The sequence below is a fragment of the Psychrobacter sp. 1Y4 genome, assembly GCF_051847555.1.
The window spans coordinates 80,776-106,914 of record NZ_JBPYDE010000014.1 but is presented as its reverse complement, the minus strand read 5'-3'; the positions used below and the strand labels follow the sequence as shown (position 1 = coordinate 106,914).

The following is a 26,139-nucleotide window of genomic DNA, read 5'->3' as shown; positions in this document are numbered from 1 at the left end:
CGTAGCGTTACGCGGTTGCTGTCTGTACCGTACCACGTATCAAACTCATAATTGATTTGATCATCGTCAAATTGATAGCCCAAATCGTCTACTGATACGCCCCATAACGGTAAGCTACCCATCATCACAGGCTTACCAAAGCGACCATAGGGAACACCGTTCGAGTAGTCAGGGCTTCGAGCATCGGCTGGTGCTTCGCCACCTTGCATTCCTGACATGTCCATACTGCCATGATCCATGCCCGACATATCCATGCCACTATGATCCATACCTGACATATCGCCCGACATATCCATGCCACTATGGTCCATATCTGACATATTGCCCGACATATCCATGCTGCTGTGATCCATATCTGACATATCCATACCAGACATGTCCATACTGCCATGATCCATGTTCGACATCTCAGCAGCGTTTGCTAAAGGTGACATTAGTAGCATCAAAGATGACATGCCAATAAACGGTAGACCTACTTTATATATTTTCATAATAAGGCTCATATTCGAAGGTTTATTAAACAACGGCAACTTCTCTAAACATCCCTGCTTCCATGTGATAGAGCAAGTGGCAATGCCATGCCCATCTGCCAGCTTCTCCGGTGACATCAAAGCTTATCTTTTGTGCAGGCTGTACCATTATCGTATGCTTACGTACTTGAAACTCACCTGAAGGCATCCGCAGATCGCTCCACATACCATGCAAATGCATGGGATGATTCATCATGGTGTCATTGACTAAGGTAATACGTACGCGCTCGTTGGGCTTAATATTGACCGGTGCGGCATCTTTGAACATAACCCCGTCTAGAGCCCAAATATAGCGCTCCATGTTTCCCGTCAGATGTATTTCAATCTCTCTGGTGGGTTTGCGCTGCTCTGCCATTATCTCATCGCCGACAGAGCGCAACTGACTATAATTCAAAACCTTTCTATCAATGTTACGTAGATTAATACCAGGGTCATCAAGGTTCATACGCGGACTATCAACGCGCATATCGGACTTAAAGTCATATTCTGTTTTGGCATGTTTAGCGTTATAGCCATTCGATCCCATGGCGCCCATCATGTCGGCCATCGTCAGCCATTCGATTTTGTCCATAGCAGGTATCGCAGGACGAGCACCTTTTTTGGTAGCAAGCGTTGTCGCAACATAGCCTGACCGATCTATGTTTTGAGCAAATATGGTATGCGCGTCTTTAGTGGGCGTCACGATGACATCATAAGTCTCGGCCACCCCAATACGGAAATCATCGATATCGACGGGACTGACATCAATCCCATCCGTCGCGACGACTTTCATTTTTAGGCCGGGGATGCGTACATCAAATATCGTCTGCGCTGAACCATTAATAAAACGTAGTTTGACAGGCTGTCCAGCCTTGACAAGTTGCGTCCAGTTAGCCGCTGTGGTTTTACCATTCATCAGATAGGTAAAGGTTTTTTCACCAGACAGATCAGTAAAGTCTGTCGGCATCATGCGCATCTGATTCCACATTTTGCGCTTATCAAAAGCAGCTTTTAGATCTGTTGCGGCAATATCGGACAGTAGCTTTTTAAAATCTGGTAAATGATAATTATCAAAGTCTGCGCGTTGCTTTAATAGTTTAACCAAGTTGTGCGGGTCACGGTGCGTCCAATCACTGAGCAAAATGACATGGTCTTCCTCGATAGGATAGCGTTCGCGCCCTTTAGGTTCAATCACAATAGCCCCGCGCATACCGGTCTGCTCTTGGAAGCCAGTATGCGAGTGATACCAATAAGTGCCTGACTGTGTCAGTTTAAATTTGTACGTGAAGGTGCTACCCGCAGGAATACCATCAAAGCTGATACCCGGTACGCCATCCATCTCAAACGGCACTAAGAGGCCATGCCAGTGAATAGAGGTCGACTCATTCAGCTGATTATGGACTCGAATGGTGACCGTATCGCCTTCTTGCATCTTAAGCGTTGGCGCAGGCAGTGAGTCATTTATCAGCGTTGCCATGCTTGACTTACCGTTGACCGTTATCATCTTCTCACTGACATAAAGATCAAATTCATTACCCGTTAGTATAGGTACAATGTGATCGGCTCTATCACTATTGACTACGACATTTTGGCTTTTAGTTAAAGCACTATTAGCCATCGTCGGTAGTGTGGATAGCATCGACGCGCCGAGCAAGGTGGATGACCCTGTCAAAAAACGCCTGCGGTTAAATCTGTTTTTATTCATAATATTGACCTAAGTTAATCCATGAAATGAGAGTTGAACTTATATATCTGATAACTTATTAATAGAACTACATCTGCTGCGCTGGCGACTCAATAGCCGCATACACTTGAGTGCTGCCATCCTTGTTCAATTGCATGACTTTATAGGGCATAAATTTATCTTGATATTCCATGCCCGGACTACCAACTGGCATACTCGGTACCGCAAGACCGATGGAATCAGTTGGCGGATTGGCTAGAAACTGTGCCATGTATTTGGCAGGAACGTGACCTTCAAAAACATAACCATTAGTAGTGACGGTGGTATGACAAGAGCGCATTTGCTGCGGGACACCGTAACGCTCTTTAAATAAAGATAAATCTGTAACGTCTTGCGCAGTTGCGCTTAGACCATGACCTTCGGCATAGCCTACCCATTCTTTGCAGCAGCCACAATTAGCATCTTTGTAAACTGTAGCCGAGACGTTTTGTAGAATTGTCGACCCAGTACCTGAATTAGCACTGACAGACATCATTTGCGGTTGTGGTTGCTCTATTTGAGCACTTTTGGTGGCAAGCGTTGGCTCAGTTTGAGTAGAATTTGAAACACTAGTATCGGGCTGACTACAAGCCATTACTGTTGACGTTGCTACTAGTAAAAGAGCAGAAGCTGATACCTTTTTATGTCCATTGCCCATTATATTTATATAGCGTCTCATAACTTACTCCTAAGCGTCTGCTTATCTGTTGAACCTTCTAAAGATTTATACCCTATAACTAAGTGTAGTATAGGCAAAGTTTAAATCCCAAAAGGCAGCACTATTTAGCACTGCGCTTTTATAAAGGAATATGGAAGAATTAATGCTGCATTCCAGCTCCACCTTCTGACATATCCATCATGTCGCTATTCAGTGACATATCCATCATGTCATCATCCAGTCTAGTGGTTAGCATGGTATACTGATTCTCATTTAACTCAGGTAGTGATCTAATAAAAGCGACCATTGCCCACATTCTATCGTCGTCATGAGAAGCACCCCATGCTGGCATGCCTGATGCCATAATACCGTGCTTAATCGCCCAAAAACTTTGCTGAGCTCCTGCATCCGTTTTATAACGATCAACTACTTGCGCATTAGTGAAATTAGGTGGCTTAGGGTATAGGCTCTCACTAAAATCAGTGCTCTCTACCCCAGGAGACAAATGGCAGCCTGCGCACATATCTTTGTAATCGGCACCGCCTGAGCTAATCATCTCTACTTTTTCTAAATCTGGAACAATAATGTCCTTGCTAGCGTAGGCTATTGAACGGGTACGAGCCGTCTCCAAGAAATTATAAACCAATGGACTATGTCCTTGATCAGCGCCAATATTAATGACACCACTCATAACCACAGTAAAGACACCAACAATAGCGACCACGACAGTGAAAAGTACTCCTAGTAAAAACTTCATGGGTTTATCCTAAAATCCATTTTCTTTAATACCCTACTCTTAGCGTCTACAAATATTTCCTACAAACCCTTATTACTGATTGATGAAACTATCTAGCAGTAATAAAGGATTTATAAAATCAATGTTTAAGAGTCACTTTTATCTGTTACGCAGTGCTTTTGATACATTTGTTTCATTTTACCCATGTTAGCCATCATTGATTTCATAGCGGGATCGTTCATGTCCATCTTGCTATGATCCATTTTTTGCATCATTTGCATATGCTTTTCCATTTTTTCACAGTTCATTTGATCTTTTTCAGCATGCATTTTAGGATCATGTGCTAGAGCTGAGGTTGAAACGACTAGAGCGACGGCAGTGGCTACGATTGCTTTAGGTAAAGACTTTGATTTAAAGAGTGACATGGTTAATCCTTAATTGATTTAGTTGAGGGTACATAAAGCTTTAGGATATTAATTCAGTCTAAAGCATAACTTATTGATTCTGACAGAGAGATGACAGCAAGATGACAATATTGTCATCTTGCTACTTTTATATTTTAATGCTGCACGTATTCATTTAGTATGGCATCAGCATTTCTATCACGATCGCTACCATATTTTTTTATAAAATACTTTTCAGACTGCAGATGTTGATCTTGATGCTGAACTTCGCAAGCGACTCGTGCATCAACATAGCTTTTCATTTGAGCATCAGACATCTGCGCGTTATTGTGATCTAGATTTCTGGCAAACGTAGTTAAGTTATCGCAATTATCGATAATTGAAGTGCTTAGATTGGTAGTATGCGCATTAGCTGCTGATATACCGATAAGCATCGAAGCGGATAGCAGCACCACTTTTTTGAATGAACGATAGCTTTTCATATAACATCCTTAATAAATTATTAAATATTGAAACTAATTACCTGTAGTAATAATTCATAGTAGCTACTCGTATCAAGAATGAGCCGCTATGTACTATAGGTATAGATTAACAAACGAAGACTGACCATTTGATGACGAGCGCATGACATCTTTGTCAGATACCAGTCCGTTTTGTCATTTATATTGATTTGGGTATTATAAAATCATAATTATATTGAAGGATTACTATGAAAGTACTACTAGTAGAAGATGAATTAAAACTCGGCGAATATGTAAAAAAAGGCTTAAGTGAAGCAGGCTTCATTGTTGATCATCAGCTGACAGGTTTAGATGGCTACCATGCTATGATGACTGAAGAGTTTAGCGTGATACTCATGGATGTTATGCTGCCTGATGTTAGCGGTTTTGAGCTAGTACGTAATTACCGAGCGGCTGGCAAGCATACGCCAGTGTTATTTCTAACCGCAAAAGATGATTTAGATGACAAAATCAAGGGGATTGAGATTGGCGGTGATGATTATCTGACCAAACCTTTTGCCTTTGCAGAGTTAATAGTCAGGATAAAAAGCTTATTACGACGCGCCAATCAAGCCGACTATAAAAGTACGCTCATGCAAATAGCGGATCTCAAAATGGACATTGCCAAGCGCACTGTACATAGAGGAGACACGCCCATTAAACTAACCGCAAAAGAGTTCTCCCTATTACAGTTTCTATTAGAGCGCCGCGGTGAAGTATTACCACGCTCAATCATTGCTTCACAAGTATGGGATATGAACTTTGATAACGATACTAATGTGATTGATGTGGCAATAAGACGTCTGCGTATAAAAATAGACGATGAGTTTGATACCAAGCTAATTCATACTGTGCGTGGCATGGGCTACCGATTAGATGCTGTCGACGTTTCAGCTAGTAATAAAGCTGCCAGCGAAACGGAAGATAGCCAATATGATAAATAGATTGGACAATCGACGCTTACCCTTACTATGGCGAACTGTGTTTTTATTGACGATGTTTGTCGTTTTATCGCAGTTGATAATCTATATCTGGGTACAGCACTCTGTTAAAGGCCATTTTGAGCAAATGGATGCTGAAATCATTACCCACGCAGCCTTTAATCTACGTAAGCGCGTAACAGAGGCGGATAACCAAATAGCCTCTCAGACACTACCTAAGCCTCAAAGTCCATCAAACACTCAACAACCGCTAAGCTCGAAAGCTTCTTCAAATCTACTTCCTACAATAGCCACAGAAAATGATGATCACCTGCATTCATCAGCGCTAGATTACGATCTAAAAACTATCATTGCTGATAAAGAGGGGCGATTGCTATCTAGTACTCCCAAAAACTTTGCTAATGAATTAAGTGCCGACTTTAACCTATTATCATTACAGCAAAATCATGATGACAGACAGTTTGTAATAAATATTAAAGACAGACGTTATCGAGCTATGGTTATTGGAGACGATGACATGCTTGCCCTTATCGCCTTACCCATTGACGTGCATCATCAGTATTTATTACAGTTTAACCGTCAACTTAGTCTGATCCTATTTGCCATCACACTACTGTTGGTTTCAATAGCAGCCTTAAGCGTGTATTGGGGTTTTGCCCCTTTATCCACTATCGTGCAAAGGATGAAAGGTATTCATCCTGAAAAATTGAGCGAAAGAGTAATAGTTAGTGATATGCCATTAGAGCTAAGACCTTTAGCAGAATCCTATAACTCGATGATGGCTAAGCTTGAAAGCAATTTTGAGTCGTTGTCGCGATTTTCAGACAATATCGCGCATGAGCTACGCACGCCAATAGCGACGCTGATTACGCAAACGCAAGTCATGTTAAATAAGCCTAGAGAGGAAGAGGAATATGTCGAACAATTACATCAGCAACATGACACCTTAGAGCAATTATCGGCGATGATTAACAACATGCTACTGCTAGCAAAAACCCAAAAAGGACTGAGTGATTCGCAAGTGACTACTGTAGATACTGAGGTCCTAATCAATAAGCTGTTAGATTACTTTGAAATGATTGCCGAGGATCGTAAAATAACTTTTGTAAAATTAGGAGATTTTAAGGCAGTATTAGGCGATGAAGGTTTATTACAAAGGCTATTTGCTAATCTGCTATCAAACGCGATCTACTACGCCGCTAGTAATAGCGTCGTCACAATATCAGCCACTGTCAACACTCCAAATACTTCCGTTAATAATTATAAGATGCTTGAAGACGATCAAAGTAACACTCAAACCGCGAAGCAATCTTGGCTAGAGATAACTTTTACTAACCTTCTAGAAAAACCTCTAAACCAAAGCGAAGCAGATCGATTGTTTGAGCGCTTTTATCGTCATGATAAAACTAGCCAGCACCATTCAGGATCAGGTTTGGGTTTATCTATCGTTCAGGCTATTGCTAATGCTCATAAAGGGACGGTCAATATCACTAACAAAGATGAGTATTGTTTTGAAGTTACTGTAGGATTATTGATTGCTAAGTAGCATACACCTCAATATCCTAGTGTTCAAAATATTAATAATATGTAGACCTACTATAGGTCTATTTTATTTTGATAAGTCGAAAGGCTCTGAATGCTATTATTCATATAGTGTATAAGGCTAGATTATGATGAGCTATGCTGAAGAAACCGTACAACTAAACTTGGTAAACTAAGCGTATTGACAGGAGTTTACCATGACCAAGAAAGTAAGAACCTACAGTGACGAATTTAAAGCAGAAGCCGTTAAGAAGATAGCAGACAATAACGGCAATATTTCAGCGACTGCAAAGCAGCTTGGCATTGCCATGCAAACGCTCTCAAATTGGCATAACAAAGCCAATCAAGGCAAACTTGTAGGAACAGCTCAATACGATCCTGATCTTATAAGTGCTCTTAAAGAGATAAAGCAGCTCAAGCGGCAGCTTAAAGTGGCTGAAGAGGAGCGCGAAATACTAAAAAAGGCGACGGCGTACTTCGCGAAAAACAGCTAGTCAAGTACGCCTTTATCAAAGACAACCAGCAAGTCTTTAGCATTAGTAGCATGTGCCGCGTACTACAGGTTAAACCCTCAAGCTACTATGACTGGCTAGGTCGTCATATCAGCTGTCAGCAGGTACATCGTAATCAGTGCGAGTTACTGGTTAAAGCCGCTCACAATGAAACGAAAGAACGTTATGGCGTAGATCGACTGCATGCTCATCTAAGCGAGCAAGGGCATGACATTAGCCTATATATGGTAAGAAGCATCAAAGAGGAACACGGCATTAAATGTCGTCGTCATAAGCGCTTTAAAGTCACCACTGACTCTAATCATCACAAACTGGTCTATCCAAACGTGCTCGATCAGAAGTTTGACACCAGTCGTCCTAACCAAGCATGGGTAAGCGATATTACTTATATCTGGACACATGAGGGCTGGTTGTACTTAGCGGGAGTCAAAGATTTATATACCAAAGAGCTGGTCGGCTATGCGATCAACAAACGCATGACCGCAGATTTGGTCTGTCGCGCATTGAACATGGCCATCAGGAATAAACGTCCAAACAAAGGGCTAATCGTTCACTCTGACAGAGGCAGCCAGTATTGCAGCCATGCCTACCACAAGATCGTTAAGCAGCATCAGTTTACAGGTTCAATGAGCGCTAAAGGTAATTGCTTCGACAACGCTCCAATAGAAAGCTTCTGGGGCACTTTAAAGAACGAGCTGGTATATCATCAGGATTATAAGACTAGATTTGCAGCGATCAACGATATTATTAGATACATCGAGCTTTACTACAATCAGACTAGAATTCAAAAGGGTTTGGGCTATAAATCACCAAGACAGGTGTGGTTTGATTATTATCGTCAGGCTGCGTAATTAAAATCTCCCAAGTTTATGTGTACGGATTTGACGGCAGGGGTCATGTGGTTTGATTATTATCGTCAGGCTGCGTAATTAAAATCTCCCAAGTTTAGTTATACGGATTTGACGGCAGGGGTCATGCCTTTAGTTACCCAAATGACACTAAACAACAAATTAATACTTTGCTAAATTATACGAAGCAGAATAAGCGTGTTCCTCTTTATATGTTATATAGCCAATCAGCGGTATACCCTTACTCAAAAACGCCAGAGTGCGGCGTCTATATTGCTAGTGCTTTCGATATTGAAAACTTTGCAAACTTACCGAAAGGAATAAAATTATCTAAGTCAAAAATCTTAGAGAGATGCATTCATTTTTATCAGTTATTTTGTGACTTAAAACAAGACTCTATGAATGACTATATGTCTATTGAGACTATTACAAATAGATTAAAAGAGTTGTTCTCAAAAAAGAGTGCATTAAAGAGTAAGCTTACTGAGCAAATTGAAAACAATAAAACAGAGATACTACCCAATTATGTGCAACTAATATTAGAAAACAGTCAACAGCATCTTAATAGCGATAAAAAGCTAAAGCAGAATATTCAAAAAATGATTAAAAACCATCATTCAATAGAGCCAAGAAAAATTATCGTAGTTGATATTCGCTAGAAGATATTGATGTTATTTAAAAGAAACTTCAAAAGCTTGTCTTAACTATTTTCTGTTACCTATGCCTCTAATAATCTAACTACTCCTTATTAAGATGTCTCTAGTCATAAGAAGGCGCTATATTAACAATAGATAACAATAATATTTTAGGTCAAGTTCTTTGCCATATTGATTGATCACTGAGCATATATCCTAACTCATTTGTTGGTATAACCGTTGGTATAATAAAAAATATTTTTAAATAAAAATATTTAAATCAATAACTTGGAATATTTATGTGGTTGATACTGGGCCCACCATATATTAGAAAGAACAAAAACCCCTTCAAATCTATTAGACTTGAAGGGGTTTTTTATTGTTTAAATTTTATGCAGACACAAATGAACGAAACCCCAATGCTGAGTCTCAGCATTGGGGTTTTATTTAAAGAACTATAATGTTTCGAGTAAACGAATAAGGCTACCCTATTTATGAGCGGGGTAATATAACGTGCTTACTCTTTTGGTAAGCGGATAGACCATCCTCACCAAGCTCACGGCCAATGCCACTTTGCTTAAATCCGCCCCATCCTGCTTGTACGAATAAAATTTGTTGCTCATTAATCCAAAGGTGACCGGCTTTAATTTGCGATACCATCTCTAATGCCGCTTGCTCATCTGCGCTTACGACAGTCGCTGCTAATCCAAAATTACTATCATTTGCTAATTGAATAGCCTCTTCATCATCTTTAAAAGTATTGCTAACGAGTACAGGACCAAATATCTCTTCCGTCCACAAGGAACTCTGCGTTGGCACATTTGTATATAGCGTTGGACTAGCAAAATAGCCTGATCTATCTAATATTTCGCCACCAATAACACAGTCAAGCTTTTCTTCGGTAGCAATATTGAAATACTTATTTACCTGATTAAGCTGTTGTTGACTTACCAATGGACCCATTTGGGTATTAGGATCAAAGCCATCGCTGACATAAATATCTTGAATATATTCTTTTAGTTTTTGATACAAAGCGTCGGCGATATCCTGATGAACAAGCAGCCTTGAGGTCGCAGAACACATCTGACCTGCATTGGTAAAGATACCACCACTTATAATGTCACAGGCCATGTCCAAGTCCGCATCTGCACGGATAACAATAGCAGACTTACCACCAAGCTCGAGACTAATATCTTTTACGCCTTTTGCGGCTTGGGCCATGACCTTTTCTCCCACCCCATTACTACCAGTAAAAGATACTTTATCAATCAGGGGGTGATTGGTCATCGCTGCCCCTACTTCTGCAGCGCCTGGTAGAATATTGACGACACCTTTTGGTAAACCAATAGCTGATAATATATTACCTAGCATCAACTCTGGCAACAACGTCACCTCGGATGGTTTTAATATTACGGTACATCCTGCTGCTAAAGCTGGTGCTAATTTCCAAGAGGTCGTCACCATAGGAAAGTTCCAAGGAACAATAAGCACGCAGACACCAATAGGAGCGTATGTTTTAAGTAGTTTTACACTAGAATCGTCCGTTGCCACTTCGGTCCAAGTAGTTTGTTCGACTATAAGATCAGCATAATAGCGGTAGCAAGCAATAGCATCATCGACATCCATCTTAGCTTCTGCAATAGGCTTACCACTGTTTAAAACAGATAACCCTACTAGCTGCTCGAGCTGCTCCTGCATCGCATCGGCAATGGCATGCAAATAACCAGCACGTTCGCTTACTGTGGTTTGTGACCATGAAGACAGAGCTTTAGAAGCTGCATTAGCAGCAGCATCTACATGAGCCTCAGTGCATAATCGAGCCGTGGCTATAACCTCTCCGGTACTTGGGTCATATAATGAATGTTCATTTATACCGTTATGACTAATAGATGATGACTCAATAGCTTCCCAACTGCCATTTATATAAGCAGAGTCTAGTACCACTTCGTTGTTGACTGTCTCTTTTGCCAATTCTTGCGTGATGTATTTAGATTCGTTATTCATATTAGGTTACCACCTTTAATGTTTTGATGAAAAAATATACCTACAAAAATTATCTTAAGGCTCGTTTGTTCAGATTGAAGACATGCCTTAATAACATATAAAAAATAAAGAAATATTTGTAGGAGTTATAAAATTTTTAATTAAATCGTTTGTTGAAATTGGCTACTGGTAAGTACATGTATCTTAAATTCTTAATATTATAACTACGAGTACCCAAACTACTTAAACGCATTTAACTGAAATACGTAAAGGAATGGCCCATTTCAGTCAAAAATTCATCGGCTTCATCAACCTCATAAATAACTGGTTGCTTGCCTTTAATGTCTTCTTGCAGCGCGTCTAATAGTTGCTGCTTAGCAGTGATTCTACGATAGCCTGCGCCAAACCCTGCCGCTAATGGCTCAAAGCTTGGCGTTTTAATATTGACCCCAATAAGTGGCAGCCCGCCTTTTTCCATATAGCTACGTATCTCTCCATAACCTTGGTTATTCCAGATTAATACAATCAGCGGCAACTCGAGTTCAGCGGCGCAAATAAGTTCGGCGATAGTGAACTGAATACCACCATCACCGATCAGACTGACAACGGGTTTATTAGATGCAATCATAGCGCCGATAGCTGCTGGTAGACCATAACCTAAGGTGCCATATCCAGTTGCCGAATTAAACCAGCGACGGGTAGCCAACGCTTCAAAGCTATGATTACCGCTATAAACTGGCTGCGTTGAGTCGCCGACAATAATGACGTCTGCTACCTCATCTCTAAACAGCTTAAGTAAGGCATTTTGTCCAGCAAAATTGGCTGGTATCTCCTTGACCATATCTTGTTTAATTTGCTCTACTTTGTCGTCAGCTTGACGGTCTAAGTTTTGGTTTTGTAAGCGCATGCACAGTCCACTAATCGCCATTTGTGCATCAGACAATACCGCAATATCTGCTATAAAAGGACGCTGTAATTGCTCGGCATCGCAGTCAATGCGGATAAGCGTGCCGTTGATACGAAACCCGCCATCCAGTACGGTGTCGTAGTCAGTCTCGCCAAGCTCAGTACCAATTGCTAATACCACATCAGCCTCTCCAATAAGCGTCCGACCTGCTGGCAATGACGAGTTGCTGCCCAAACTGAGTGGATGCGCGGGCGGTAATAACCCTTTGGCATTTATGGTCAAAAAGGTCGGCACATCGATAAGCTCTGCTAGCTTTTGCGCGTCGCTATCAACATCGACGCAGCCGCCGCCATAAAGTAATACTGGGTTTTTCGCTGTTTTTAGCTGCTGGGCGATTAAATCTAACTGCTCAGGATGAGGACATGGCAACATAATTTGCGGCACTGTAGCATTGCTTGAACTGACTTGACCTTTTGTAGGTGGTTTGGCGACGTGACTAGCATCAGCGGTAATCACATCAATGGGCAATTGGATATGTACCGGGCCTGGACGTGTACCATTGAATAATGCAAAGGCCCCGGCGATGACTTTAGGAAGCGCTTCAGGCTGCCAAATCGTTTTGCTAGTGAGAGCAACTTTGCTGACCATACCTTGCTGATCATGCAGCTCATGCAAATGCCCCTCCCCGCTACCTGTTTGCGCTATTTTATTTACGCTCGATATGACCAGCATAGGTATAGAATCCGCTAATGCTTGCGCCATGGCGGTCATGATATTAGTCATACCGGGACCAGTAATGATAAAGCAAACGCCTACCTTACCAGAAGCTCGATAATAGCCATCGGCCATAAATCCAGCGCCTTGCTCATGACGCGGAGTGATATGCTTAATACTAGTATTAGGCAGGCCACGATATAGCTCTACGGTATGGACACCCGGAATACCAAATACCGTGTCAACGCCATAATATTCTAGCCATTGTACGAGTAGCTCGCCACAAGTTATTGATGGAATGGTAGGCAGAGTGTTTTCTGTCGTTGTCGTCGTTGTATGTTTTGTCATAAGTCGTTCATCCTTGAAAGTTTACAGTTAGCATTATCGGCTGATCTCAAACAATAGATTGGGCATTGGAACTAAAGATTCATTGCTTGAACCATAAAGCAATAATTCGACTAGATCATAATTTTAGAATCAGGTTGAAAACATCAATTTATGATTTAATTGCTTGTGCTTTATCTAAAGATAGATAACCATTAGTTAATAATCATAAAGCTAACAATCACAAAGTTACCCTGTAGAACCTATCACACGTTTGATCGCGCCAAAGATTTTCGTTAGTAAGGGCTCCATTCAAATACTCATGGCGAATTTGAGACCATCGTACACAGCTTCCTCGGCAGTACGTGGGGCAAGGCAATCACCGATCAGAGTAATCGGTAAATCAAGCCATCGATCCTCATCTTCAGGGTCGACGTTGGGTATTCCACCACAAGATAATACTAGATGATCTACGTTATCCAGAATCATTGGCTCACCGCCTGCTGTGTGATGAAAATAGACCGTGTCATCGTCTATCCCAAATGCTCGGGCGTAAGTTATTATCTTAATGCCAAGATTGTGAATTCTTGCCGCTGTATTATCGCGGACATAACTCTGCAACGATTCACCGACATGTAGGCCATTGACCGCAAGCGTAACCTTCGCGCCTGACTTTGCCAGCATTTCTGCGATGCCAACGCCGATCCAGTCACCCTTGCTGTCATAGACCACCACATGCCCCCCGGGCAAAGTGGTTGCACCTAGTAAATCCATAGCTTGACTGACTGGCAAACTGCCCATACATTCCAAAGTTGGACTATAGGGTCTGGCACCAGTAGCCATTAGTACTTCCTCGTAGCCTTCTTCAAGCAGTTTTTCCGGCGTGACGCTTTGCTGCGTCAACACCTCTACCTGACTACGCTTAAGCTCTTCTTGCAAGTTGGTGACAATTCCACCGAACTCAGCACGATGTGGCAATAGTTGCGCCAGATTTGCTTGACCCCCCAAACGTGAATTGGCTTCAAAGAGTGTCACTTTATGTCCTCTAGCTGCTGCTACTACGGCAGCCTTCATGCCTGCTGGACCGCCACCGATTACCCCAACACGACGAGGATGTAGCGCGGTACCGATGTCATCGTACTCCAGCTCACGGCCTGATTCTGGATATTGTATGCAGGAGATTGGTAGGCCACGATGAAAGCGGCCAATGCAAGCTTGGTTGCAGCCAATACAAGCACGAATGCCATCAGCATCATTGGTTATGGCCTTACTCGGCATTGCTGGATCGCAAATCAACGCTCGGGTCATACCACATAAATCCGCAGCTCCTGAACATATTACCTCTTCCGCCTCATGCGGTTGGTTAATACGCCCAGTGAGGATCAGGGGTAAGGACAGGCCCGCGCGTAGCGCCAGAGCTTCGTCTTTAAGGTAGGCACTGTCATATATCATGGGTGGCACAATATGCACCGCTCCCCCTAGCGACGCTGAGGTGCCGGCAACAACACTGGCATAGTCCAGCTTATTTTCTAAATGTTTTAGTGCTTCGATTGTATCCCCTGCGCTCATACCGTCTTCATCGCGCTCGTCACAAGAGATACGCAGGCCTACTGCCAACTCATCTCCGGCTCGGCTACGAATCTCATCAATAATCTCTTCGAGAAAACGTATGCGGTTGGCGAAGCTACCACCGTACTTATCGTTTCGACTGTTCACCTTTGGGTTCAGAAACTGTGCTGGTAGATAGCCATGACTGGCAAGAATTTCTACGCCTTGAATGCCTGCCTGCTGCATGCGTATAGCCGCGTCGCCAAAACTGGTGACAATCTCATTAATCATGCTTTGGTTGAGGGCACGAGGCATGACATGAAAGCGTTCTTGAGGAGTGCTAGAAGCAGAGTAAGCGACCGGTTTTAATCCATCGGCAGATTCCATAATTTCGCGACCTGGATGAAACAGTTGTGCAAAAAGCACACTGCCGTGACGCTGACAGGCCTCGACCAAGCGTCTATATCCTGGAATGCATTCATCTTGGTTAGCCATCAGCAATTGAGAGGTATAGCGTGCGGTTTCGTGTACCCCCGAGACTTGCAGTACAATTAGACCAGTACCATGCCGAGCACGCTTCTCGATATACGCGACAAGCGCATCGTTGACAACGCCATCTTCTGGTAAACAGGTATCATGACCCGTAAACACGATGCGATTAGGTATAGTGTGCTGACCAATTTTAAACGGTGAAAATAGAGTTGGGAAGAGCTTCTGAGTATTCATGAACGTGACTCCATTAACTGTTTATCAGCTGCGATGCTTGCAGCTTTGTGACCATAAGATCGTTTTACTTGCCAAAAAGCTAGCAATCCTACGCTAAATACCGCCAGTCCGTAGCCCATTGCCAGCAAGCTTTCGCCGCTGAATATACTGAACTCACGTCCTACTGCTGCGGCATAAGGAACCGCATAGAACACGAGCATTAGCACTGAAATGGCTAGCCCCGAGACCATTACAATGACCGGCCAAATCAATGTTTTCTTAACTTTTACCGGATCGAACTCTTCCTCTGGTGTCTTGTGAATAGCTTCGAGGTAGGCGAGAGCGGCGACCGTTGGCTTGGTGAAACGAGAAATCACTAGAATACAAACAATACTACTGACAATACCTAAGATAAAGGGATCCATATATACAGACAATGAAATCATCCCAGCAGTGTCCATCAGCTTAGCGCCGATATTAACGACAAAACCGACGAACATTCCAACAAAAGCTGCGGGCGCACTGATGCGGCGACTCCAGATACTCATAAAGGCGACAGGTCCCCAAGAAGACGCAAACAAAGTGCCAGCGAAATACGTTATCCACATCACTGCTGGTGGCTGGAGAAACGCTAAAATCAAGCTAATCAATGCTGCAGCGAACATAATATAGCGGCTCAGGCGTAATGTCTTTTTCTCGCCCCACTTGCTTGAATCAATGATATCGTTGGTAACACTAAAGCTTATTAAGGACAAAAAGGTTGAACAAGAAGATAGAGCGGCAGCCATAATACCCGAAATTAGCAAGGTACCAACAAACGCCGGCATCATGTTTATGCCTGCCCAAATGATAGCGCGCTCAGAGGGTTCGATATTTGGGTTGGCAAGGTTGATAGCGGCTCCGCTGAACATCATAATTATGTACATTGAGGCGAGTACCAGTCCAGCGATACAAGCTGAGCGTACTACCACATGTTCACTTCTTGCCATCAGATAACGGCTGGTTTGCCATGGGCTGACTGCCAGCACGATTGACCAAGAGGCTCCCAGTATGATAGCCCAAACAAGAGCTTCACCTCCCGAAGACCATATAGCATTTTCCCCCGTTAATCCATGCCAAGCAATAATACCAGGCTTGGGATCATAGTTGGCAAGCGCGGTCAACGAAGCATGCCAACCGCCCCCTTCAACCAGTATATAAGGTAGAGCGATGACGGTAACCGCGGTAAACAGTATAAACATAATAGTGTCAGTTAGTACCACACCGCTAGATCCCGAATACAGCGTGAATCCCATGTAGCCTACCCAAACCATGAGCAGAGCAACGCCATAGGGGATTCCTGCCACATCTGAGATCAAAATCGAAGCGCCTTGGGTGACAGCAAGTAAATAGGCGGTCAGACCTATCGCGGTGGTATACCCAGCTAGCCTCTGAACTGCACGCGAATCAAAACGTTTAGCAAAAAACTCTGGAACGGTCAATGATTTGCTACGCCGTATAAAACGCCCGAAGAATAGTGCCCCTAGCACGTAGCCGCTGGTATTGATTGCGGTCAGTGCCAGCATCAAAAAGGCATAGCCGTCGTAGGCAAAGCCCGTTTCACCAAGAAAAGCGGTGGTACTAAGAAAACTGGCTACTAAGGTACCAACAATCAGTAATGTGGGCGCGTTTCGCCCTGCCACGTAGTAGTCTTCTATACCTTGTACCCTACGCCCGGCATAGTTGCCTACTAGCAGGTAGACAGCAATGCTAACTAATAGTCCCCAGAAGTATATATTCATGGATCATCCTTAATATAATGTGGCACATTAACAGCATAGGTATCAGATGCCGTTAAGTTAACTTCCAATGTTATTCAAACCAACTATAAACAGTACAAATCTAGCCTACTACTAGTTCTGTTAAAATACGGTTTTTCTTCTATACAACTTACTTAGCATAGTGTCTTAAATAACTACAAACAATTATAAGAAGATAAGATTCTGATAAGAGTTTTTATACTATGTTATAGTTTAAAAAAGCGTTATAGTTTAAAAGAATGTGCTTTTAGGAGAAGGTTATGGGCCTTACAGTTAATGATCTTGTTGCTAATTCAGCCTTACAAATTAAAGTTATCTCGAAAAACTACAATTTAGAAAAACCAGTGCACTGGGCTCATGTTTGTGAATTAACAGATCCTACAGAATGGTTAGGTGATGGCGACCTTCTTATGACCACAGGCATTGGTATACCGTATAATAAAACCAAGCAAATCAAGTATATACAGAGATTATATAAGGCTAAAATAGTTGGGATAGTAATTGGAGAAAATATGCGAGCTCCCAAAGACATTTCAGCGCTTTTAGAAGAAGCTGAAGCTTTAGGATTTAATGTATTACTTATGAAATATGAAATTCCATTTTCAGCCATTACTAGATTAATTATTGATTATAAAAAAAATGAAAGTCATAATAAAAATCACACTATTATGCAGGTATACGAAACCGCTCGTTTAAGTATTAAAGGATTAGGAATAAAACAACTACTCCAAAATTTACAAAAAAACATTGGATCAACGATTTATTTAATAGACTCAAAAACCTTTAAGCCTTGGGATTCAGATTTATCCGAACTTCCTGAGAAAAAAGTTAAGGTTCTATTTGATTATTACTTAAAAGAAAGAAATACAGCCACTGTCGTAAAAAAGATCATTATTAATGATGAAGAATGGATGATACTGAAGCTTCTAACTCAAAATGAAGCAAGTATTATCATTAGAAAAAACGAATGGATAGACTACACTCTATTAAGTCATGTAGCGGCTGTTATCGGCATACAGTTAGAGCGAAGTAGATTCGAATATGAAAATTTTCTTAGACTCGGGCTTGAAGTATTTGATGAGTTATTACAACAAAGATTTCCAGATAAATACGTGACAGAGAAACTTAAACCATTTAATTTTAATTTAGAAAAGTCAGTGATTTTTTCTATAAAAATTGAGCGGCCTGACTTGAATAACTGGAATGAACTTTTATGCCGCAATAACATTCGAGTATTACTCAAAAAACAACCATGCAGAGTATTAGGATTGGTCGATGACTTGTCTTTGCTGCCAAAAATACAATCTATACTCGGACACTCTATAGGGTATAGCTCCTTAATTGATAATGTTATGCGTATACATGAAGCGGTACGCGAGTCGAATCTGGCATTAGAGTTCTGTGTGGATTCTAAGCATATTGTTTCTTACAAGTCATGTTCAACAATTCCATTTTGGCTACCTAAAAACTTGGAAATAGCCAAGCAAGCGTATGAAAATATTTTGGGTGAGTTAGAAAACTATGATCTTACTCAAAAATCAAAGTTAATAACTAGTTTAAAAGTATACTTAGAGCATAATAAATCATGGTTGAATGCCTCCAAAGAACTTCATATCCATAAACAGTCGCTCATATATAGAATTAAGAAGGTTGAGGAAATAACGGGTAGATCTCTGAATAATATGGATGATACAGCCATTCTTTGGTTTGCAGTTAAGTCAGGATGCTTGATAGGAAAACTATAATACTAATCATTTTAGATAAAAAACCTAAACTCTTTCATTAATATGTGATGAACAATAATTCCCTATATAATTTCTATTAGTCACTATATTTTTAAAATAAAAAAAGGTTTCTAACGCTATTTATAGATAGCATTAGAAACCTTCTTTTATTACTTAGTATTCTTTATAATATCGTTGAAATTGCAATTGAGATTAGGTGAAATATATCTACTTTAGAATTTATACTTAGCCATTACCTCAACTTCCTGACCTTTTTGTCTCCATGGCAATGTTGTTTCACTACGATCTCGCCATTCAACACCAATATCAAGGTTTGGTAAATAGGTGTAAATAAGGTTGGCACTTTTTATGTCAATTGAAGTATCTGCTTCATTGTCTACACTAACCTCTCCATAACGCATATTACCACGCAGTTTCGGTGAAAAGACATGACGATAACCCACGCTAAAGCCAGTTTGCGAAACAAGCTCACCGTTTTCAGCATCACAGCTTAAAGTATTGCCAGGATTTAAGGCGCCTGTTGTACACACGCCAGAGTAGACCCCCATGCCTTCACCAGTATATATACTGCCATGTAATGAGCCCTTACCTAGCGTTAGCTTAGTCGCTAATGAAACCCCTAGCCCTAGCTTTGTATCTAAATCATCATTTATTCCGGTGTTAGCGTCACGTGCAGTCGCAGCAAGGGTATAACCGAAATTAGATATATCATCGCTATAGCTAACGACCATGTCAGGTAAATCAGCGTCATCAGATATAGGGTCTTGCGCTGTCACACGAAGTCCTTTATTGGCGTAGTGCAAAGTCAAATCTGGACGAACATAAAGCCCACTACCCGCTATCGTACCAAAACCTGTACCGTAAAAGTCAAGCTGCTCGGTTAAACGAGGCGCGACAGCAAAAAACTGTCCATTCCAAGTCTTACCTGCAGTAACCTTATCTACCTGTAAATAAGCATGGCGTAGCCGAAGCTCAGGAGAGCCACTATCATAGCCGCTATAGTTTCCATAAAAATCACCTTCGATGAAACCTGTTACTTTTTTATCATCCACGAGCGTAGTAGCTTTTATATTAATTCTAGACTCTCGCGCACTACCTTCAAAGTCAGAGTCTTTATCATCAGGTGAAATAAAGGTACCTTCTGCTTTGACATAACCGCCAACGCTTAAAGTGGTATCACCCTTGGTGACTAGATCGATGGCTTGGGCGTTGGTACACGCGACGAAAGCAGCCAATGCCAACGTTACTTTTTTTAGATTGTTCATGATTTTTCTATTCCCTATTGTCTTATTATCAATTCCGTTTAATAAATGCAGTTAATCAAGCTCAGGCGAAAGAGGCTACTTCATAACCTAAAGTCGTTCCTACAATCGCCTTAATATTGATGATAAACCTGTAATTTAAATGAACTATTTAACCCCTAGTGAGTGCCGCTGCATTTGTACTCTCACGTTTAGCGATGTTATTCGCTAGTAATATTGCAGCGACACCAGCAATGACAATGACTGGAATACTGCTGCCGATCACAAATGAAGAGTTCGAGTTATAAGAGAAAATAACACCCGCTAATAGAGGCCCTACGAATGAACCAATACGTCCCATAGCAACGGCTACGCCAACGCCCGTACCGCGCATACTCTTACTATAAGCTCTCGCCGCTAACGCATATAAAGCTGATTGACCACCAGTGATGAAAAAGCCTGAAACACCTGATGCTAGTATTAGCGCTGTTAAAGATTTAGAGAATGTTAATGCAGACAATCCAATTAAAATACCGATATAGATCATGATGACGACTGACCTAAGTTTGATGTTAGATAATAACCAACCTAAGATAAGCACTCCACATACTCCGCCTACTTGGTAGGCTACTTGGATGTTGCTTGCACTCTGCATACTAAGGCCATTGTTCTGCATGAGAACGGGTAGCCAGTTTAAGATAAAGTACAAAACAATTAAGGTGCCCAAGAAACTTAGCCAGATTTGAATAGTGGTTGCCGTACGGCCTTCACCGAATAGGATAAATTTGAAATCAGTGTTTTCTTTGAGATCATCTTTAATCGCTTGTTTCTTGGTATAAGTTTCTTTTAAGAAAAAGAATAAAAGGGGCACAATAGCAATAGGTGTCAGTCCACCTAAGTAAAAAATATTTTTCCACTCCCCAGCACCCGTAAATCCTCCTGCAATGACCGCAGTGATACCAGCACCAAACGGTACGCCTGCATACATCACGCTAACGGCAGTAGCGCTCCAACGCTCGGGGACAGATTCTGATGACATCGCAATCATCAAAGGTAGCGCGCCACCCATCCCGATACCTGTTAAAAAACGCACGATGACAAGTGAGCTAAAGTCAGTAGTAAATGCGGTCGCGAGCGACATAATGCCAAACAATGCTACGCTGAAAATCAATATGTTTTTACGACCTATTTTATCTGAGAGACGTCCAGCGACGATTGCGCCTGGAAACATCCCTAGAGTGGCGGCACTAAATATCCAACCTAGCTCTCCTTTGGTGAGACCAAATTCCGATTGAACAGAGGAAGCCACCACACCGATTGATTGAATATCGAATCCTTCTAGAATGGCAATACAAAAACACATGAGTAATGTCGTATACATTACTGCAGGTTTTTTGGGTGCAGCATTATGCACAGAGGTAATCATAGACTCTTCCTTGAGTTTAAAATAAATATGAATGTTAGGGTTGGTTACTCTTCAATCTAAGAGACTCTCTTATAAGTACTATTGGCCGGCAGATAATCCTCCATCGCTCACTAAAATAGTGCCCGTGACATACCGTGCACCCTTTTCGCTTGCTAAAGTGACATAAAGGTCGGTGTGTTCTTCAGGAGAGGACACGCGACCTAATGGAATATGAGAACCCATAGATGCCAAACGCGTGCGATCGGCATTCATAGATTTATCATGCTGATTGAGTGCATCGGTACCACTGATAGGCGTATCTGTGGCTCCAGGTGCGACTCCGCACACCCGTACATTAGGTGCAAAATCTAAAGCTAACTGCGCAACGACGCCGCGCAGCGCGTATTTGGAAGCAATGTATAAAGGCCCGCCGCCGCCCGGACGAAAGCAAGCGTTTGAACCTGTCGTTATAAAACATCCATGAGAGTCTTGTAGAGCGGCATAGCTGGCATGAGCCGCCATCAGTACGGCTCTGACGTTGGTTGACATGATTTGCTCAAATCCGTCCTCCAATTCTTGCGGTGACATTTTTTGCAGTTTTTTAAAGAAATCCCACACGCCAGCATTGGCTACCATGACATCCAAGCCGCCCCACTTCTCAACTGCCATCTCTATAGCAGATTGGTTGGTCGCATAATCATTGACGTCACCGACTACATAACAGAAGTTTTTATTGGTTAAAAAAGTTTCTATTTGCTCAGGTTTACGTACGACAGCAAGCACTTTAGCGCCTTCATCGAGAAACCTCTCGACAATAGCCTTGCCAATACCACTACCAGCTCCTGTGACAATCACCCGTCTATTCAATAGCATTTGCATCATATTGCCTCAAAATTACCTATGAAATTTTATAAAACACTACATAAATACGTTTAGGTTTTTAGTCAGTAATGTAGATTGTTGCAGCAGAATTAGTCGTCCAGCCAAGCGATACTCATCGCCGACTTTGCGCCAGATATCTTTACGGCGTCCCATTAAGGTAGAGTCATCACGCTCAAAGCGACTACGGTATAGAGTGAATACCGTATGTACTTCAAACTCGTCCGTGTTGTCTGTGTGAAAAACCTGTAGATTCGATACAGCAGTCACTTGGCGAGTGGGTGGATCTTCTGTCCAGCACATACCACTATCGTTACGCTTTAGGCGCATCATGATGGAGTCTTTATCTTCTTCAAATAAAGACACCCTAGCCGTGGTAATTTCTGGCGTACGGCTTCTACGCAATATATTCTCGCGAATAGGCGCCCAATAAATGAGGTCGTCTTCCAAACTGTCTGCCCATTCATCAAGAATCTCGTGATTCAGCAGATATATTTCGTGATTCACAAACCTTTGAATATCAAAAAAGGTTTGCATATCCACATGTTTACCTTTAGCGTCAAGTGCTAATAACTGATCTCTGGTCATGTTTAGCTCCTTTTTAGAATCTTTGTTCCGCTAGTGGAATATCAGCCCAAGTGTCTGCTTCCATAAACTCTGCATAACGCTTAAAGAATAGACGTTGGTTGGCATCATTAAGCTGACCTTTAGTCACTGTGCCGGGTAGGTCAACAGGAACTGCTTGCCCTTTCGTTGGATCCATTCCATAGAAAAGCTTTTGATTACGAGTGACGTATCCTGCGTTGCCAAGCGTGGCATGTTCCCAGTTTTCCCCATCGTCCATCTCCAAAATCCCACTGGGAGAAAACGTACGCATAGCACCTAAGCGCCACTTATTTTTTATCTCATCTGACGCTTCACTCGGGACTAATGTCCAGCTATGTAGCTCTGTTTCTGTCGGCCCTTTGGGTAGAAATGTTCTAAAGGTTAAGTAACCCGGCAAGAAGGCAAAGTTAGGAAAAACCAAGCCAGACGCAACAGAACCTAACAATTTTGCCCGTACTTTTCCAAGACGCTTACTTATCTCTTCTTCGCGCGCGCGCAAGTATTTGATGATATCTTTATCACCCATAGTCGCTGCATTACCAAAGTTGTTCGCTAATGAGAACTCCCATCCATGACCATTGACACTGGCTTGATAGGAGTCTTCGTTACTGACAACAATACCGCCCGCTTCTTTTAGCGTTGCTTCTGCCGCACCAAGGTGCGTCCATAGCGCATGATAAATATCACCGACAAAGTTATCCGCAGGATATTTCCAATTACATTTTAATAATGAGCGCGTCGTACCAGGAATAAACTCTGTACCTTTGTCATCTACATCTAAGATGGCATCCAGATACCAGCGAAAATCTCCTAAATACTCTCCTAAAGACGGTGCTTCTTCATCAAAGGTCGCAAATACTAAACCTTTATAAGTCTCCACTCGCGCTCTATGCAAACCCCAATCTTCTTTGTTAAAGCCTTCAGTGTTGTCATATAACTCATTCGCAGGCATGCCATTAAGCTTGCCATCTAGACCAAACGCCCAGCCGTGATAGTTACAAACGAACGAGCGGATTTTGCCTTCACCAGCGAAGCAAACTTTATTACCGCGATGTGGACAGGCATTAAGCATGACGTTGATGCTACCGTCTTTTGCCCTCGCGACAATAACGGCATCTTCACCGATATAAGTGGTGATAAACTCTCCAAAAGTTTTGACCTGCGACTCATGCGCCACAAAGTGCCAGCAACGGGCAAAGATTTGTTTTAACTCTTGCTGATAAATGTCTTCATCCCAAAAAATACGTCTATCGATTAAACCTTTTTCATAATCTACTAGCGATCGCATATCTATTGACATCATTATTTCTCCATGTTGATAAGATGGTGTGCTGGTTTAAAAAGCGTGGAAGTGAATACTTGTCTTTCTTTCTTGTTGATGCATCTGATCAACAAGCTCTGACCAATTTTCTAATAAAGCTCGTTGATTTAAATAGCCTTTATCAGTAATCTCGTTTCTCTCGATTGATGGTTGCTCAGGCAAAAATGCGAATCGACTTATTCTTTTGCTATTGCTAAAACATATCTCGTTATAATCGTTTAACAGATCTATTACTTGCTCCACTAACTTGTCGATTTTCTGCAACTCAGCTGCATTTTTCTGCTCTTCTTCCAAACCATATTTACTAGCCAAGCGTTCAACATTTGGCACAATCAATAAGCCAAGCTCTGGCTGATTATGCCCAGTTATAACTGCGTCTAAAAAATAAGGCTTTAAAGCACTAATCACCCCTATTCTTACCTCACCCACATTCACCCAAGTACCTGATGTCAACTTAAAGTTTTCAGAAGTCCTTCCATCAAATACTAAACCCTCAGATGGGTTATCTGGATTAATCAATCGACCAGCATCACCTATAGAATAAAAGCCATCTTCGTCAAACGCTTCAGCAGTGGCTTTTTCATTTCGCCAATATCCTGGTGTGACATTAGGCCCGCGGACAGCGAGCGCTAATTTATCTTGTATAGGCGTTAACTTAATATCAGTACCGGGTAGAGGCACACCGATGTTAACTGCCAAATCAGAATCAAAATTTAGACAGGTAGCAAAAGGCGCTGTCTCTGTAGAGCCCCAGCCCGCTAGAAGCTTTGGACGAGTTCCTGTCAGCTCAATTGAAAGCTCGGCCAGTCTCTTTCTCGTTTTTTCAGGTAACGCTGCGGCTGCAATAAAAATAACTTTTACAGTGGAGAAAAATTTGCGTGCCTGACGATGATTGTCTTCAAATTCTGCCAATAAGGCTTCAATACCTGCAGGCACATTAAAATGAATATTAGGTTCGATCAGGCAGATATTTTCGATAGTTCGGCCAATATGACCTGGGACTGGCTTGCCATCATCAATGGTTAGTGTGCCCCCGTTAAATAAAACGATATTGATGCATACGTTGCCACCAAAGGTATGACTCCAAGGCAACCAGCTTACTAAACTTGGCTTTATATCCTGCAAAAATGGCCACATCTTATAAAGGGCAAATTGATTGCTATACATCATTCGATGGGTGTTAATAACCCCTTTTGGATTGCCCGTAGAGCCTGAAGTCATCATGACCTTAGCAATAGTATCTTGGTTGATCTTGCTTCTTCTTTCTGCAACTTCTTCATCTGTGATTGTTGGTAAGCTGCGAATTGTCGGTACTTCGTCCATGTCCGAATTAAAAGCGATACAAGGTATATCGTAATTTGCGAGAACAGACCTTGCTGCACTTTTGAATATATTGGTATTACTAAAATGAATCGCTCCAGGTTTTACAATATCAATCACATTGTTAAGACGCCCAAAAGTTTCACCATATAGAGCATAAGCGATAGAGATGGGGGTCACTGGTATACCGATGGTCATTGCAGCAAATGCGACTAATGCATGATTAATGGAGTTTGGCGCTATTATCATCAGTGGTTTATCGGCTGAGAGATCTAAGGTTCCTAAGTGAGTCGCAATACTCTTTACTCTAGAGGCAAACTCCTTGTATGATATCTCCGTCCAACCATCAGCTGCCCTTTCACGCATACATACAGTATTTGGAGAGCGCTGCGACCAATAATCAACGCAATCTAGCATCGTATAATCGTCTAGATTGAGAGGTTCCTTATTGCGCAAAATAATGTGATTCTGGGTGTTTTTTTCAGCAATAACATCATGATGACCAAGCTTTATTTCTGAATCAGATTTGAAACTAAATTCAATCATTTCGACTATCCTTCCATGGTTTAGACCAATTTGAATTTCTTATACTCAATGCTGTTTGAATGAAAGCAACTTTATGAATAATAAAAAC

The 26,139-nt window shown here is 41.8% G+C and carries 20 protein-coding genes and 1 pseudogene; 5 read left to right on the top strand and 16 right to left on the bottom strand.

Features of this window, described 5'->3' with window-relative positions; all coding sequences use genetic code 11:
* From ACS8FC_RS12090 to ACS8FC_RS12065, 6 genes and pseudogenes are all read right to left on the bottom strand, one after another.
* A pseudogene (locus ACS8FC_RS12090) lies at positions 1–491 on the bottom strand (copper resistance protein B); the annotation flags it as partial.
* A 25-nt stretch (positions 492–516) separates the two neighbouring features.
* Positions 517–2,214, bottom strand: a complete 1,698-nt coding sequence (locus ACS8FC_RS12085) for a copper resistance system multicopper oxidase (RefSeq protein WP_439260842.1) — start codon at positions 2,212–2,214, stop codon at positions 517–519.
* 67 nt (positions 2,215–2,281) lie between these two features.
* The gene (locus ACS8FC_RS12080; RefSeq protein ID WP_025645678.1) at positions 2,282–2,911 is read right to left on the bottom strand and encodes a DUF411 domain-containing protein; all 630 of its coding nucleotides are present in this window, start codon (positions 2,909–2,911) and stop codon (positions 2,282–2,284) included.
* A 139-nt stretch (positions 2,912–3,050) separates the two neighbouring features.
* Positions 3,051–3,647, bottom strand: coding sequence for a c-type cytochrome (locus ACS8FC_RS12075; protein ID WP_025645677.1), 597 nt, complete (start codon positions 3,645–3,647; stop codon positions 3,051–3,053).
* A 125-nt stretch (positions 3,648–3,772) separates the two neighbouring features.
* On the bottom strand, positions 3,773–4,051 hold the full coding sequence (locus ACS8FC_RS12070) for a hypothetical protein (RefSeq protein WP_193006275.1): 279 nt from the start codon (positions 4,049–4,051) through the stop codon (positions 3,773–3,775).
* 134 nt (positions 4,052–4,185) lie between these two features.
* Complete coding sequence (locus tag ACS8FC_RS12065) at positions 4,186–4,512, bottom strand: hypothetical protein (RefSeq protein WP_439296989.1); 327 nt, start codon at positions 4,510–4,512, stop codon at positions 4,186–4,188.
* 227 nt (positions 4,513–4,739) lie between these two features.
* On the opposite strand from ACS8FC_RS12065, the gene ACS8FC_RS12060 reads away from it, so the two are divergent.
* From ACS8FC_RS12060 to ACS8FC_RS12045, 4 genes are all read left to right on the top strand, one after another.
* Positions 4,740–5,474: a heavy metal response regulator transcription factor gene (locus tag ACS8FC_RS12060; RefSeq protein ID WP_025645672.1), complete on the top strand. Its 735-nt coding sequence runs from the start codon at positions 4,740–4,742 to the stop codon at positions 5,472–5,474.
* Positions 5,464–7,017 carry an ATP-binding protein gene (locus ACS8FC_RS12055; protein WP_439296988.1) on the top strand — a complete coding sequence of 518 codons (1,554 nt, stop codon included), beginning with the start codon at positions 5,464–5,466 and terminating at the stop codon, positions 7,015–7,017. Before ACS8FC_RS12060 ends, ACS8FC_RS12055 begins: the two co-directional genes overlap by 11 nt.
* Before the next feature lie 193 nt (positions 7,018–7,210).
* Positions 7,211–8,376, top strand: a protein-coding gene (locus tag ACS8FC_RS12050) for an IS3 family transposase (RefSeq protein WP_439296987.1) whose coding sequence is annotated in 2 segments (ribosomal slippage) — positions 7,211–7,469 and positions 7,469–8,376 — 1,167 coding nt in all. Because the reading frame shifts where the segments join, the coding sequence is not laid out codon by codon here.
* Between the two features lie 209 nt (positions 8,377–8,585).
* On the top strand, positions 8,586–9,032 hold the full coding sequence (locus tag ACS8FC_RS12045) for a hypothetical protein (RefSeq protein ID WP_439296986.1): 447 nt from the start codon (positions 8,586–8,588) through the stop codon (positions 9,030–9,032).
* A gap of 468 nt (positions 9,033–9,500) precedes the next feature.
* On the opposite strand, the gene ACS8FC_RS12040 is transcribed toward ACS8FC_RS12045, so the two are convergent.
* From ACS8FC_RS12040 to ACS8FC_RS12025, 4 genes are all read right to left on the bottom strand, one after another.
* On the bottom strand, positions 9,501–11,012 hold the full coding sequence (locus tag ACS8FC_RS12040) for an aldehyde dehydrogenase family protein (RefSeq protein WP_439296985.1): 1,512 nt from the start codon (positions 11,010–11,012) through the stop codon (positions 9,501–9,503).
* 232 nt (positions 11,013–11,244) lie between these two features.
* Positions 11,245–12,960, bottom strand: a complete 1,716-nt coding sequence (locus ACS8FC_RS12035; RefSeq protein WP_439296984.1) for a 5-guanidino-2-oxopentanoate decarboxylase — start codon at positions 12,958–12,960, stop codon at positions 11,245–11,247.
* A 288-nt stretch (positions 12,961–13,248) separates the two neighbouring features.
* The gene (locus ACS8FC_RS12030; protein ID WP_439296983.1) at positions 13,249–15,210 is read right to left on the bottom strand and encodes an oxidoreductase; all 1,962 of its coding nucleotides are present in this window, start codon (positions 15,208–15,210) and stop codon (positions 13,249–13,251) included.
* On the bottom strand, positions 15,207–16,970 hold the full coding sequence (locus ACS8FC_RS12025; RefSeq protein ID WP_439296982.1) for a sodium:solute symporter family protein: 1,764 nt from the start codon (positions 16,968–16,970) through the stop codon (positions 15,207–15,209). The genes ACS8FC_RS12030 and ACS8FC_RS12025 overlap by 4 nt, the downstream gene beginning before the upstream one ends.
* A gap of 278 nt (positions 16,971–17,248) precedes the next feature.
* Here ACS8FC_RS12025 and ACS8FC_RS12020 point away from each other — a divergent pair, with 278 nt between their 5' ends.
* Positions 17,249–18,733 carry a PucR family transcriptional regulator gene (locus tag ACS8FC_RS12020; RefSeq protein WP_439296981.1) on the top strand — a complete coding sequence of 495 codons (1,485 nt, stop codon included), beginning with the start codon at positions 17,249–17,251 and terminating at the stop codon, positions 18,731–18,733.
* Between the two features lie 212 nt (positions 18,734–18,945).
* On the opposite strand, the gene ACS8FC_RS12015 is transcribed toward ACS8FC_RS12020, so the two are convergent.
* The 6 genes from ACS8FC_RS12015 to ACS8FC_RS11990 form a co-directional block, all read right to left on the bottom strand.
* Positions 18,946–19,998: a hypothetical protein gene (locus ACS8FC_RS12015; RefSeq protein WP_439296980.1), complete on the bottom strand. Its 1,053-nt coding sequence runs from the start codon at positions 19,996–19,998 to the stop codon at positions 18,946–18,948.
* 148 nt (positions 19,999–20,146) lie between these two features.
* Positions 20,147–21,400, bottom strand: a complete 1,254-nt coding sequence (gene mhpT, locus ACS8FC_RS12010; RefSeq protein ID WP_439296979.1) for a 3-(3-hydroxy-phenyl)propionate transporter MhpT — start codon at positions 21,398–21,400, stop codon at positions 20,147–20,149.
* Positions 21,401–21,478: 78 nt separating this feature from the next.
* A complete protein-coding gene (locus tag ACS8FC_RS12005; RefSeq protein WP_439296978.1) occupies positions 21,479–22,261 on the bottom strand; it encodes an SDR family NAD(P)-dependent oxidoreductase in 783 nt (260 codons plus the stop codon).
* Between the two features lie 36 nt (positions 22,262–22,297).
* Positions 22,298–22,846 (bottom strand): 3-phenylpropionate/cinnamic acid dioxygenase subunit beta, encoded by a 549-nt coding sequence (locus ACS8FC_RS12000; protein ID WP_439296977.1) that lies wholly within the window; start codon positions 22,844–22,846, stop codon positions 22,298–22,300.
* Positions 22,847–22,859: 13 nt separating this feature from the next.
* Positions 22,860–24,167 carry an aromatic ring-hydroxylating oxygenase subunit alpha gene (locus ACS8FC_RS11995; RefSeq protein WP_439296976.1) on the bottom strand — a complete coding sequence of 436 codons (1,308 nt, stop codon included), beginning with the start codon at positions 24,165–24,167 and terminating at the stop codon, positions 22,860–22,862.
* A 33-nt stretch (positions 24,168–24,200) separates the two neighbouring features.
* A complete protein-coding gene (locus ACS8FC_RS11990; protein ID WP_439296975.1) occupies positions 24,201–26,051 on the bottom strand; it encodes an AMP-binding protein in 1,851 nt (616 codons plus the stop codon).
* Between the last annotated feature and the right edge of the window lie 88 nt (positions 26,052–26,139).